This is a genomic window from Psychrobacter sp. I-STPA6b (assembly GCF_020662265.1).
Taxonomy (GTDB): domain Bacteria; phylum Pseudomonadota; class Gammaproteobacteria; order Pseudomonadales; family Moraxellaceae; genus Psychrobacter.
In genome coordinates this window covers 81,223-93,903 of the sequence record NZ_VEWM01000057.1, presented here as the reverse complement: position 1 = coordinate 93,903, position 12,681 = coordinate 81,223, and the positions used below count along the sequence as shown (strand labels likewise).

At 37.8% G+C, this 12,681-nt stretch carries 11 protein-coding genes and 1 pseudogene; 7 read left to right on the top strand and 5 right to left on the bottom strand.

Annotated elements, in window-relative coordinates; translation table 11 throughout:
* The first annotated feature begins 219 nt into the window (after positions 1–219).
* The gene (locus FHK88_RS04420) at positions 220–468 is read left to right on the top strand and encodes a hypothetical protein (protein WP_227429556.1); all 249 of its coding nucleotides are present in this window, start codon (positions 220–222) and stop codon (positions 466–468) included.
* Between the two features lie 256 nt (positions 469–724).
* On the top strand, positions 725–1,069 hold the full coding sequence (locus FHK88_RS04415) for a hypothetical protein (RefSeq protein WP_227429555.1): 345 nt from the start codon (positions 725–727) through the stop codon (positions 1,067–1,069).
* Positions 1,070–1,183: 114 nt separating this feature from the next.
* Here the strand turns inward: FHK88_RS04415 and FHK88_RS04410 are convergent, their stop codons facing one another.
* The 4 genes from FHK88_RS04410 to FHK88_RS04395 form a co-directional block, all read right to left on the bottom strand.
* Positions 1,184–1,813, bottom strand: coding sequence for a hypothetical protein (locus FHK88_RS04410; RefSeq protein WP_227429554.1), 630 nt, complete (start codon positions 1,811–1,813; stop codon positions 1,184–1,186).
* 254 nt (positions 1,814–2,067) lie between these two features.
* On the bottom strand, positions 2,068–2,520 hold the full coding sequence (locus FHK88_RS04405; RefSeq protein WP_227429553.1) for a hypothetical protein: 453 nt from the start codon (positions 2,518–2,520) through the stop codon (positions 2,068–2,070).
* 772 nt (positions 2,521–3,292) lie between these two features.
* Positions 3,293–3,706 (bottom strand): hypothetical protein, encoded by a 414-nt coding sequence (locus FHK88_RS04400; RefSeq protein ID WP_227429552.1) that lies wholly within the window; start codon positions 3,704–3,706, stop codon positions 3,293–3,295.
* A gap of 10 nt (positions 3,707–3,716) precedes the next feature.
* On the bottom strand, positions 3,717–4,154 hold the full coding sequence (locus FHK88_RS04395) for a hypothetical protein (RefSeq protein WP_227429551.1): 438 nt from the start codon (positions 4,152–4,154) through the stop codon (positions 3,717–3,719).
* A 148-nt stretch (positions 4,155–4,302) separates the two neighbouring features.
* Between FHK88_RS04395 and FHK88_RS04390 the strand changes: the two are divergent.
* Positions 4,303–4,467: pseudogene (locus FHK88_RS04390) on the top strand (ABC transporter); the annotation flags it as partial.
* 79 nt (positions 4,468–4,546) lie between these two features.
* Here FHK88_RS04390 and FHK88_RS04385 read toward each other — a convergent pair.
* The gene (locus FHK88_RS04385) at positions 4,547–5,311 is read right to left on the bottom strand and encodes an ABC transporter ATP-binding protein (protein ID WP_227429550.1); all 765 of its coding nucleotides are present in this window, start codon (positions 5,309–5,311) and stop codon (positions 4,547–4,549) included.
* 152 nt (positions 5,312–5,463) lie between these two features.
* Between FHK88_RS04385 and FHK88_RS04380 the strand changes: the two genes are divergently transcribed.
* From FHK88_RS04380 to fhuB, 4 genes are all read left to right on the top strand, one after another.
* A complete protein-coding gene (locus FHK88_RS04380; RefSeq protein ID WP_227429549.1) occupies positions 5,464–7,137 on the top strand; it encodes a multidrug ABC transporter permease/ATP-binding protein in 1,674 nt (557 codons plus the stop codon).
* 189 nt (positions 7,138–7,326) lie between these two features.
* Positions 7,327–9,582 (top strand): TonB-dependent siderophore receptor, encoded by a 2,256-nt coding sequence (locus tag FHK88_RS04375; protein WP_227429548.1) that lies wholly within the window; start codon positions 7,327–7,329, stop codon positions 9,580–9,582.
* Positions 9,583–9,676: 94 nt separating this feature from the next.
* Positions 9,677–10,684 (top strand): ABC transporter substrate-binding protein, encoded by a 1,008-nt coding sequence (locus FHK88_RS04370; RefSeq protein WP_227429547.1) that lies wholly within the window; start codon positions 9,677–9,679, stop codon positions 10,682–10,684.
* The gene (gene fhuB, locus FHK88_RS04365) at positions 10,684–12,645 is read left to right on the top strand and encodes a Fe(3+)-hydroxamate ABC transporter permease FhuB (RefSeq protein ID WP_227429546.1); all 1,962 of its coding nucleotides are present in this window, start codon (positions 10,684–10,686) and stop codon (positions 12,643–12,645) included. The genes FHK88_RS04370 and fhuB overlap by 1 nt, the downstream gene beginning before the upstream one ends.
* Positions 12,646–12,681 lie beyond the last annotated feature (36 nt).

Genomic DNA, 12,681 nt, shown 5'->3' with positions numbered 1-12,681 from the left:
GTGTCTCAATGCATAAGAGATAGAGAGAGTTCATGACTTTTTTATTAGGCTTTTGAAAAAATTACTTAAAACTCTATAAGATGGTATGATTTTTATTCAAGCACCTTTTAGTAGCTTATAGTCATTATTTAAATTCTTAGTAAAGATAAAATAAAGAAATACTTTATTTGAGTGTATGACAAAAATTATAACTGTGTAATAGATAAAATGGAATATTTTTTGAGTCATTTAAAGTGGCTTGTTAATGTTTTTACCCTAGAATCAGCATTGTTAGCAAATGTTTTACCAAATAATAGTTGCATCCCTAATGAGGTTGCAGTTCAGTATGAGATGATAGTTGATAAAGAGCTATTGAATATTAAATACTCAGTAATACCAGAGCAATTTGAAGCGTTTAAATCCTTAGAGAAATTATTGATAGTAAGAAAATGTATGCCTGAAGAAGAGTTTGTTTTAGTTATAGGGTAATTTTTATATGTTTCTTGTAGTATGCCAAACTTATCATGTCGGTGATTTTGGTACTTGGATACATAATGTAAACTGGAGAGATATATGACTGGGATAAAGAGAGATCATATATACTAGAAAGATGTTATGTGTATGACAGAGAGTTTAGACTTCTTCATGACAGTGATGTAACATCTGATTTTAAATTAAAATTAAGCTGGAAATATGAGTTTAAAGGGTTATATAAAATCTTGACGAAAGTTTTGGGTTCTAAGGAATGGAAAAGGGTAAATTACCAAAAATCATGCTTTTATTAGTAATAATATGTTCTGTTGGTATATATTGGAGTCACTACCGATTTGTTAAATTGAAAGATGTAAATTACTCTTTAAGTAAAAATAAGTATATATTGAGTGATTTAGATAAAAAAAAGACATTCTGCTATATAAAATCACTATATCAATCAAAGGTTAAGTTTTTGATTAACGAAAATAATGAAATTTTAATTCAAAATAAAGAGTTTATTTATCCTGAAAAATTAGAGTTGCTTTGGAACTATTCAAGTAAAGCAAAGGAGATGGCTAATAAGACTGATCAATATGGGAATTACTGTACTTTTTAACAGCAAGTATAGGGCAGGTAATAACCCACTTTGAATATACCAGCACGTAGGTTGGGTGGAGCTTGCGACACCCAACCTACGTGCTGGTAAAACTCTTAAATAATAGAAGCTATTTTAAGCAACATACCCTCTGACATCATATTCAACGATTTCTCCATCAGAGCAACGCCTCTCTTTGACATAGAATCCATCGATAACTGCCACTGCATTGCCGTCTTTATAATCACTAACTTCATAACCAAGCTTTTGAATCTTGGTAAGCACATTTGCAAGATTTTCACTATTCACTTCATAATAAGGGTTCTTTTTAACGGTTTCTACAACAAAATAAGGTAGAAAAACATCATCATTGACTATAATTAAAATATCGATATCATTTGCTTCTGGTTCAAATGGATATCCCATAAATTCAATTTTAATACTATTCTCTGTATAAACACTTTCTCCAACATTATTGATGATTTTAGTTTTACCTATGACTTCTAATACGGCGATCTCATTCAATAAGCCAGATAAGACTGGCTGCCAATAGTCTGGTGTTAAATATTCATCACTATTTTCATCAATTTTATGAGTTTTATTCAACCAAAGCTGCACCTCTGTTGGATGAAAAAAATCAGTCTCTTTTAATAACTTAAGAATAGATACCAACTCTTCAATAAAGCGATCATCTCGTTTAGAGAGTGGGGTGGTAAATTGCTTTTTACACTCCCATGTGGCAAAAATATATTTCTGTAGCTGCATATCAATATGTCCTTATTTGACCATTAGAAAATCTAATGACGACTGAGTTAATACTGTGTTTATTTTTTAGCCTAATTACCTCATTTCTAAAATTAGTATCATTTATTTTAGTGAGAGAGATGTTATGATCCCAGTCTATTTGTACCGTTCTTTTAGTGCCACTGGGTATGTCCTTGAGTTGCTCTCCAGCAAATTCAATACTTTTACCGACCGCTTTTATTTTATTAGCATTGATGGTTTTTTGCTTAGCAAAGTTATATATTTTTCTTAACGTACAATAAAATATTCGACCAATAGTCCCCTTTTTGTCTATCTATGCAAGCTGTAGTTAAAGATAAAGGGCATCCTGTATAACCATTAATTTCAATTACTGGTAAGTTATAAAAAACATTATCTTCTTCCAACATTAATTTCCATAAATTTGGTTGATAATCCTTTAAAACATTTCTAAAGGTTTCGCCGATATAAATCGCATAACCGTCCGCTATACGTGACGCATTGGGCAAAGCTCTTAGCTGTTGTATATTTTCATAAGTTGCTATCAGGTGTTTTTCTAAAGTATTTAATGACTGTAAACTAAAATCCAAATCTTTCTCGACCTCTATAGGTAGACTGTTTCTAAAACGCTGCATCGCATTTGGCATGTCTTCTAACCATGCATTAAAGCCTATGAGGCTATCTTTAACACTTTCATTATTATTCCTCATTACTGTTGTCCTTTGTTTAACAATTTAAAGATATATCAGCTTTTTTTAACTCATCCTTTAAAGGCTCTGAGATTGTTCCTTCAAACACCCACTCAATCTGCCAACCTTCTTTTACTAAAGCAGCATCTCTTTCAAATTCCCAATTAATATCTTTTATGCCATCTGACCTAGGGTCTGTTGAAAATTCACCCCGTTAGGCTAATACCTACAAGGCATACAGCTATTTTTTACTTTCATGTAAAAATTGGCTAAATTTGTCTTATTCTGCGTTAATGAACTTGTTAATATCTCGATATTACCTGCATTCATTGCCTTGACTAAGTCAAATTCTTCTCAATTTTTCCTATGAAGATGAATGTTCAACAGACCCTAGTAACATAAGAGCCAGATTTATACTCAACAGCTCTTTGAGTATTGATATCAGCTATATCCAGTCTTCTATTGTATACTTTACCATCTATTTTTACTTTAACAGTTACTTCTGTTTGACCCCAACCCAACGTATGAAAATATTTATCTCTTTTTGCATTTGAAAGTTTTACCTGTTGTATATTACGTTCATATTGTGAAGACTATCTCTCATAGTCCCACCCTGAATTATTTGGATTTTGCTGATATTTTTCCCACCTAGCTACTTTATGGTCTGGAGAACCTACTGTTAGTTCGGCACAGCTTGCATTATGTACCCAACAACCCAATCTGCCAACGCCTGCTTTGATGTTAGCCACCTTCTAGGTATTCAAATTTAGTGCCTTGTAGCTCAATTAAGGTACTAAGGTGTAGAAAAGTAAGTTTGCTCTATCATATCTTCCATTTTTTTATCGGTAAATTTTTCTGGATAGACAACTATATGATCACCATTGTTCAAAGTCTTAGTTGCAAAAGAAACTTGGATATCGAATGGGGTTTTGCTATAGGTTGATAGCTGTAATGCATCAAACGCTTTTACTGGTTTGTTCTCTAACCAAAACCAAATAGGCTCACCGTTTTGATTTTGATATTGATAAGTCATTGCTGTCATGCCTGATAGACACCCTTCACCAAACTTTTTGGTTAACTCGCTGGTACTGACTTTTTCTGGTAACGACTTCACTACCGACTCTTCTATAATGGGTCGTTGGCAGTTTGCATAACTACTGATACAGCAAAAAGTAGAGGCAAGAATTAATATTTTTAAATAGTTCATGAATACACCTTTAAAGTAAATTTTTAAGTATAAAAGTTAAGCAAACATTATTAGTAATATCGCTACTTTTACTCCTAAATAGGCATGAAATAGCGATGGAGTAATACATACCATTAACAACAAATCCCCCAATACCTCCCATAAGTGACAAAATAGATTTATGTAAAAAAATTAAAATTAAAATTAGAATGAAAAATTCTTTAGTATGTTTTTTGACACTTTTCCCAGGATATAGCGATCCAATAAAAATAAGATTAATATAATAAATCAGACCAACACAAGGTAATATTAAGTGGGCAACATCAATAAACTCAAAGAAAGTTAATATATAACTACCAATACCTACTAGAACAAATGCTGAAACAGCTAAACAAGATAGATAATAAGTATAAAACCTAATATTATTTATATTAGATTCACCTATTTTGCTTCTTTGTTGATTGACCACTATTGACACGTTCCATTTGTATAACTGTAACCCATTAATTTGCATCCATACTTTATACGGCTGTTTAAATCTAGCATATCTACTTTCCCATCACCCGTTCCAAAATGATTAGGTATATACACAAATGCGAATGCTGGGGTAGGGTCAAATTAAAAATGCCCCTATTTTGATTTTAGATGAAGCAACATCGGCACTCGATAAAACCACAGAACAAGAAATTGTTAAGGTTATCTGTGAATTATCAGCAACAGTAATTTTTACCACGCATGGTGATGCTGAAATTTGGAAGCCGACGCAGGTGTTATGTCTTTAGGGGGTAGATAGGAAAGGTGAACGATAGAAAAGACTTTTAATTTACCCATAATTTCTCACCTTCACCTTAACAACCCACCTCAAACCACCGCAATCTTATGTCCATCTACAGGATGATTAAGCACATGCAGATTAATCCCAAATATCTCCATCAACACATCAGGGTCTAGTGTCTCATTAACACTGCCTTCATGGCATATCTTGCCACCTTTTAGCGCAATGATATCATCACAAAACTGTGCTGCCAGATTGATATCATGGATGATAATAATCACCCCAAGATTTTGTTCATGAGCCAGCTTACGAATTAACTGCAATATTTCCACCTGATACACAATATCCAAAGATGCTAACGGCTCATCTAGTAACAAATAATCTGTCTGCTGTGCCAAACACATCGACAGCCACACCCGAGCGCGCTCACCACCCGACAGCGTTGACACATTCTGCTTTGCCTTATCAATGATGCGAGTCTGCTGCATCGCCTGTTTGACAATCGCATAATCCTCACTACTGGGTTTTTGTAGCCATTTTTGCCAAGGATACCGCCCTAACATTACCAGCTCTTCTACCGTAAACGCATGTGCATCAGGCAGCTTTTGTGGCAGATAAGCAATTTGTCTCGCTAGTTGCTTGGTGGGTATTTTGGCAATGGCCTCACCTTCATAATTGACACTGCCTGATGTCAGTTGTAACTCACCTGCCAGCGTTTTAATCAAAGTTGACTTACCTGAGCCATTGTGTCCGATAAGACCATAAAGCCTCCCCTTATCAAAGGATAAAGAAATATCAGTAAGCAACGCTTTATCATCAATCGTTAAGTTTGCTGAATCAATTGTTAGCATGGGTATTCCTTGCAGTGTCTAATAAAAGTATTGAATAAATAATCATAATATAAACAATGAAATACAAGTTATGGTAATGATTATCATTAATTTTTTTGTGATATTATCGCATTTTGGTTCTTTCTTCTACTTCAATCTACAGGATTTTACCAATGCAATTATGGCGACTTATCTTTAAACAATATCGTTCTGTACTCATTTGGCTCACCCTGATTAGTATTGCCAGCGCCTTTGCTGGGGTAGGGGTGATTGCTTATATTAATGACACCTTAACCCAGATTAGTGACAATCCATGGCAAGTATTAATGCAGTTGATCGGGCTATTACTGGCTTTATTTGTATTACGCTTTATTGCCCAGTATAGCTTAAGTTATATCGGACATAAATTTGTCTATGAGTTTCGCAATACCTTGATAAAACGCATCATGGATACCGACATTGCAGTGATTGAGCGTATTGGCAGTTCTCGCTTATTAGCCAGTTTGTCAAAAGACATTGACAGTATCCAACGTGCCTTTATGAATCTGCCGGGGTCGATACAAGGCGCTATTTTAGCTTTGGGTGCATCAGCATACCTTTGCTATTTGGCATGGGATTTGTTTTTGGTGGTGGTCGTGATGATAGCAACGATGATCATTGTTGGCAGACAACTGGTCAAACGAGTGTATCAACACTACCGCAAGGTGAGAAACCTAGAGGACAACCTATATCAAGACTTTGAGTCGATTATTCAGGGTCGCAAAGAGCTGTCACTCAACCGTCAGCGAGCCAAGCTGTTATATAACCAAGAGTTTAAAACCAATGCGTTTTATATCCGCAAGCACATCGTTATTGGCGATACCCTGCATTTTACTGCCTTAAACTGGGTTGATACCATGTTACTGGCTAGTATTGGGGTGGTGTTTTTTTTAGCCAATGTCATGGGTTGGGCAACCAATACCACCGCCACCACCTTTGCCGTCACCATACTGTTTTTAAAATCACCTTTGGTACAAAGCTTTAGCAGTATTCCAACCTTTCTAGAAGCGCATGTTAGCTTTAATAAAATTAAACAGCTTGGGCTTAATGAGCCACAGCCAGACTTTGCTGTACTCCCCACCTTCCAGCCTTGGCAAACGCTTGCATTTAACAACATCTGTTATCACTATCAAGATGAGGCAGGCAACATCAGCTTTGCTATTGGACCGATAGACTTCCGCCTACAAAGAGGGGAGGTGGTGTTTTTAATCGGAGGCAATGGCAGTGGTAAATCTACCTTTGCTAAGTTGTTAACGGGTCTTTATCGTCCGGCATCAGGTGAAATAACACTAGATGGACAGTTAATAGATGCTAATGACCCCACCCAATATGCCCACTATCGGCAACACTTCTCAGCCGTGTATACCGACTTGCACCTGTTTAAATCTTTGGTGGGTAAAGCAGATACGCTCAGCGAAGACGAGCAGGCATTAACCCAAGAGTGGCTAGAGATACTACAAATGCAGGATAAAATCCAGCTTGATGATAATCACAAAGTGCTAAACAAAGAGCTGTCACAAGGGCAACGCAAACGCTTGGCTCTACTGCTAGCAGTGGTCGAGCAGCGGGAGTTGTTGTTATTAGATGAATGGGCGGCTGACCAAGACCCACAGTTTCGGCGTATCTTTTATCATCAGATTATCCCGCGCTTAAAAGCGATGGGTAAAACTTTGATAGTCATCAGTCATGATGATCATTACTTTGAGCAGGCAGATAGATTGCTACAAATGAAAGACGGCAAGCTGATAGAGCTAACGGGAGATGAGAGACTGGCAGCAAGTCGTGATGCCATTGCTCAGTTAGGTTAAAAGTAATTTATAGTTGAATTAAATTTGTTTTAAATTTTATTTAAATGTAATTTAATGTAACAAATTCAATAGCATACAACTTTATTTACTTGACTTAACAAATACGAATAATTATCATAATCAAATTCTTTTTTATTACGCTATGTTACAAAAAGTCACTTAATATTTAGTTAAACAAGGACTATTCTTATGCACAGCACAGCACAGCACAGCACAGCACAGCACAGCACAGCACAGCACAGCACAGCACAGCTAACTTTACTCAATAAACTTGTCAAGCATGTCATGCAAGCCTCAGCATTGATGGCTTTAGCTACCACCAGCATGGCTTATGCTCAAGTACCTTCCTCACAACTCAATACGACTACTATTACCACTGATAGTGATGATCTGCCTACGGTCACACTACCTGCCGTTGTTATCGTTGCTCAGTCAGAATATGCCGACGGTCCAGTAAAAGGACTGGCTGCTAGTCGTGTCAGCTCTACCACAGGCACAGATGAATCCATTCTAAAATCTACCCAGTCGGTTTCTGTGGTTGGTCAGCAGGAGATAGAGACGATTGGTGCTAATAATCTTATTGATGCATTAGGATATTCTGCAGGAATTAACGAAAGAGCAACGGCAGATAGAACTAGTTCGTATTATATATCAAGAGGGTTTATGACTATTGGTACTTATAAAGATGGACAAAAATATCAGGCTAATGGATTTGATGGACAGCAAGAAATTTATGGGTTAGAGCGTATTGAAGCCGTAAAAGGTGCAGATTCTGTACTGAGTGGTACATTACCCCCTGGTGGAGTGATTAATGCTGTTAGTAAAAAGCCTTTTTTTGATAATGCTTATGAAGTCAATGCTGAAGTGGGTAGCTTTAACCGAAAACAAGTCTCTACTGATTTAAACCATAAAGTCAACGATGATGTAGCGGTACGTCTGGTTGGAGTTTATCGTGACAGTGATACCTTTGTTGACTTTGTACCTGATGATAGAACTTATATCGCTCCCTCATTGACTTGGCAACTCAGTGAGGATACAAAATTAACTCTACAAGCAGATTATCAGCATGATTTGACGGCTTATGTTTATGGCTTACCTGCTGATGGTACGCTACGTCCTGCTGCCAATGGTAAAAAAATTGCCCGTGATTTTAACCAAGGGGTTAAGGGTTTTAATAAATATGATAATAAACGCTATACCTTAGGTTATAACCTTAGACATCAAATCAATCCAAATCTTGAGGTGAGGAATAATTTAAGTTATATGAAAGCAGATAGAGATTTCCCTTCTGCATCTTATGATGAATTGGTCAATGGCTCTAATACAACATATACACGATCTGCTCAAAAAAGGCATGATAAGTCCAAGCAATTAACAGCAAATTTATCAGCCGTGTATGAGTGGGATATGAATAAAAATATCCACAATGTCTCTTTATTTGGTATTGATTATGCCAAACAAAATCACTCAACGGAGCGTTACAATGGTACAGCAAGTAGTATAGACTTTTTTAACCCTGACCATAGTAAAGATATGGTTGGTGATAAATTCACCCCATTTGCTTGGTCTCATATACAAGAAGCTGCACAAACTGGCGTTTTTGTACAAAATCAGGCGACAGTGAATGATAAATGGGTAGGGGTGTTAGGGCTTCGTCATGACAAAGCTAGCTTAGAGAAAAGAGCCTTCTTTAATCCCAGTCAAAAACAAGAAGGTGACTATAATGCTACCACAGGTCGAGTAGGTGTGGCATATCTGATGGATAATGGCATTGCTCCTTATGCTGGTATTAACCAGTCTTTTGAAGTACAGCTTGGTACAGATAGAAATGGTGACCTATTTAAACCCACTAGAGGCATTCAATATGAAGCTGGCGTTCGCTATCAACCACAAGGCAGTGATACCTTGTTAACAGGGTCTGTATATCGTATTGACCAAACTAATGTATTAGTAGCAGACCCCAATAATAAAGCAGGAGAAAGATTTCGGGCACAGTTAGGTGAGGTACGTTCGCAAGGGATTGAGCTAGAAGCAAAAACAGCAGTTAATGATAATCTTAACTTAATCGCTGCTTATGCGTATACCGATGCCCGAACCATTAAAAGTAGCCCTAGCACACCTCAGCTAGAAGGTAAAAGAACCGATAATGTACCATATAACAAGTTCTCTTTATGGGGCGATTATCGCTTTGCGGACTTTGGACTGCCACAGCTAAAAGTTGGGGCTGGTGTGCGTTATATAGGCAGTACGTTGGGGCAAAGAGGAAAGGCTGATCTACCTAGCTATACTTTAGTTGATGCGATGGCAAACTATAAAGTTAATGATAACTGGCTATTGTCACTAAATGTTAAGAATTTACTAGATAAAGAATATGTGACTTGTACGTATGACTGCTTTTATGGTGAGCCACGTAATATCGTTGGTAAAGTCACTTATAAGTGGTAAGTATTAAATACATGTAGATAAAGTAAAAAAGGCAAATAGAACGGTTCTATTTGCCTTTTTTATGCAGCTTTTATTGGCATCTGGATAGTTTGTTATGAAATTTGCTAAACATAGAAAACGGGGCGTTATGCTACTGTCCATCGCATTTATTATGGTCATTAGCATTTATTTACATTGGTCACATTATCAAAAAGTGGAACAACTAGACAACACTAAGCAGCTAAAGGTATTTACACCTGATTGGGGAGTGGGTGCTACTTTGGTTGCAATGTCACATCCACCCATTGCTATTGGTGATAAGAAAAAATACCCTACTTGGGTAGATAATCCTAAGCTACCTAAGCAGATGGTGGATTTAGGTACTCGAGGACAACCCAATGTAGAGCTATTAGCACAGCTGCACCCCAATTTAATTCTAGATACTTTTTATTATAAAGAAAATCGTGCTGTCTATGATCCTAGTATTCCTGTTTATGATATTGATTTTGGTATTGAAGACAACAAAGCAGGGCAAGAAAAAACATGGACACCTTTTATCAAAGCCACCCAAAAAATTGGCATGCTACTAAATAATCCACAGCAAGCCCAACATTATATTGATAATAGTAAACAGCGTATTATTAAGGCAGGAAAAATAGTACGTCAGCATATTGGTAATAAAAAAGTCTTAGTGGTCAGCTTTTGGGATGCCCGACAACTAGATATAAAAACTAAAAATAGTCATACCACCTTAGCGCTTAAAACAATGGGGTTAAATATACTTGATATTGATGGTGGTACTCGTTGGGGTGTGACTTCCGTACCCATGCACATTTTGTTTGAATTACCTGATGATATTTGTTTAATCATTGAGGAGCCAATACCTGAAATGGTTAAATATGACTTTGCTCATAGCCCACTATGGCAACATACACCATTTTTTCGCCCTGATGCCTGTGTTTATACCATTGACCCAGTATGGTCAAATGGTGGGATTGAGGTTTTAGTCACCTTTGCCGAAAACCTAGAAAAAGCTGTCACCAGCCAACAGCAAAATGAGTTTAGCAATAAGTACGCCACCCAAAATAGTAGCAACAGCAGTAGCAAAAAAGGAGGCGAGTAATGAATACACGTCTACTCAAACATAGCTTACCAGTTGCATTCTTTACACTGGCGACCCTTATCTCATTTGCTTATCTAATCCAAATAAAATGGCAACTTCCTTTAAGTGAGCTTTTATTATCTCCAAGTAAACTAAGCCCTGAGGCTATGATTACTCAGCTGATTTTATTAGCACAATCAGGCATGGCATTTTTTTGTGGTGGACTGCTTGCTGTAGTCAGTATCCTACTGCAACAAGTGGTGAGAAATAACCTAGCATCTGATAGTACCCTTGCCGTGGGTAGTGGTGCTTTAGTCACCATGGTTATGGCGATGCTATTTTTCCCAAGCCTAGCCATCTATGGTAGCTTTTGGGTCGCCTTTGTTGGTGCTATGTTATCGCTTGGATTAGTATTGCTCATTGCCCTGCCAAGCAAACTCGACCCCTTAGTATTAATCCTAGCAGGCTTTGTGGTCAGTATCTTAGCAAATGCCGTTATTAACGTACTCATGCTATTTGATACTGAGTATTTTGCTAGATTAACCCTATGGAGTAGTGGCTTACTGTATCAAATCCGCTGGCAACCTCTACAACACTTGACTATCGCAAGCCTAATTGCTTTGCCAGTATTAATGCTACTGCATAAACCCTTAATGCTGATGTCACTTGACGATGAACAAGCCACCCGACTGGGATTGCCTGTGCAGTGGCTACGCATTGGCGTATTTATCCTATGTGCTGTCCTTACGGCATTGGTGGTGAGTAATGTCGGACTAATTGGCTTTGTTGGCTTGGGTGCTGCCACCATGGTCAACGCCATGCAAGTACGTCATATCCGTCAGCGTCTTTTGCTAGGGTTTTTACTTGGTGGCTTACTACTATGGCTGACTAACAACCTAATTAACATCTTAACCCATTATGTCACCCTGCCATTTCCACTACCTGCTGGTACATTTACTGGTATGCTTGGTGCGCCACTGATTATCTGGCTTATCCTGAAACAACGCAAACAACCAGCAGGTGATGATGCCTATAACATTGAATTAAAACGCCAAGATATTGACTGGTGGTTATATATTGTGCCGTTGGTGTTTTTATTTGGTTACTTTTTAGTCTTTGTGCAAACCGCTCAAGGTTGGCAGTTCTCATTTAATCTTGACTATATCATGCAGTTTCGCTTTGGACGTAGCCTAGGTGCTGCGGCAACGGGTGTTATCTTAGCCATTGCAGGCGTTATCTTACAGCAGATGACCCGTAACCCAATGGCAAGCCCTGACGTACTCGGTATTAGCTCAACTGCGTCTATTACCATGGTACTAGCATTTATGTTTATCCCTAATCTACCTACTTTAGGTGTGTTGGGATTTGGGGTGTTGGGTAGTGCTGTTACCTTGATGATTATTCTTTGGCTATCAAGCAAAGTACATAGTAGCTATCTACTCTTAATTGGTATTGCCATCGGTGCATTTACCACTGCCTTTAATGTCATTATTGGCTTTAGCCAAGACCCAAGACTACAAGCCATATTAAGTTGGTTATCAGGTACGACTTATCATATCTTGCCACAGATTGCTTATATCTTACTGGCATTAGCCATTATCTCTTATCTGGTCAGCTTAATCACCATCAAGCCGATTAAGCTACTTAGCCTAACTGAACCTGTGGCACGTGGATTGGGACTGCCCATTAAATCAGCGCAAGCAGGACTATTAATATTTGTCGCTGTACTCAGCACCATTAGTACAGTCACCGTTGGGCCTTTAAGCTTTATTGGTTTGATGACACCGCAACTGGCTCGTTCGTTTGGGGCAGTACAGATAGAAAAGCAGTTGCCATTAGCCGCCTTGCTTGGGGCGATGATTATGCTGGTAGCGGATTGGGTAGGGCGTTATGCGATATTTCCTTATGAGATACCCGCAGGTATCTTGGCATCGGTACTTGGTGGGGCGTATTTCTTGGTGATGATGCGTAAGTTTAGGTAGATGGTTTATTAAAGTTAATTTGGTAATCAGAAACAA

What these genes read in the sequence shown, in the direction of transcription:
- FHK88_RS04400 (WP_227429552.1), bottom strand. Translation starts at nt 3,706, where the DNA reads ATGAACTATTTAAAAATATTAATTCTTGCCTCTACTTTTTGCTGTATC.
- FHK88_RS04375 (WP_227429548.1), top strand. Translation starts at nt 7,327, where the DNA reads ATGCACAGCACAGCACAGCACAGCACAGCACAGCACAGCACAGCACAG.
- FHK88_RS04385 (WP_227429550.1), bottom strand. Translation starts at nt 5,311, where the DNA reads ATGCTAACAATTGATTCAGCAAACTTAACGATTGATGATAAAGCGTTG.
- FHK88_RS04380 (WP_227429549.1), top strand. Translation starts at nt 5,464, where the DNA reads ATGCAATTATGGCGACTTATCTTTAAACAATATCGTTCTGTACTCATT.
- fhuB (WP_227429546.1), top strand. Translation starts at nt 10,684, where the DNA reads ATGAATACACGTCTACTCAAACATAGCTTACCAGTTGCATTCTTTACA.
- FHK88_RS04405 (WP_227429553.1), bottom strand. Translation starts at nt 2,520, where the DNA reads ATGAGGAATAATAATGAAAGTGTTAAAGATAGCCTCATAGGCTTTAAT.
- FHK88_RS04370 (WP_227429547.1), top strand. Translation starts at nt 9,677, where the DNA reads ATGAAATTTGCTAAACATAGAAAACGGGGCGTTATGCTACTGTCCATC.
- FHK88_RS04410 (WP_227429554.1), bottom strand. Translation starts at nt 1,813, where the DNA reads ATGCAGCTACAGAAATATATTTTTGCCACATGGGAGTGTAAAAAGCAA.
- FHK88_RS04415 (WP_227429555.1), top strand. Translation starts at nt 725, where the DNA reads ATGGAAAAGGGTAAATTACCAAAAATCATGCTTTTATTAGTAATAATA.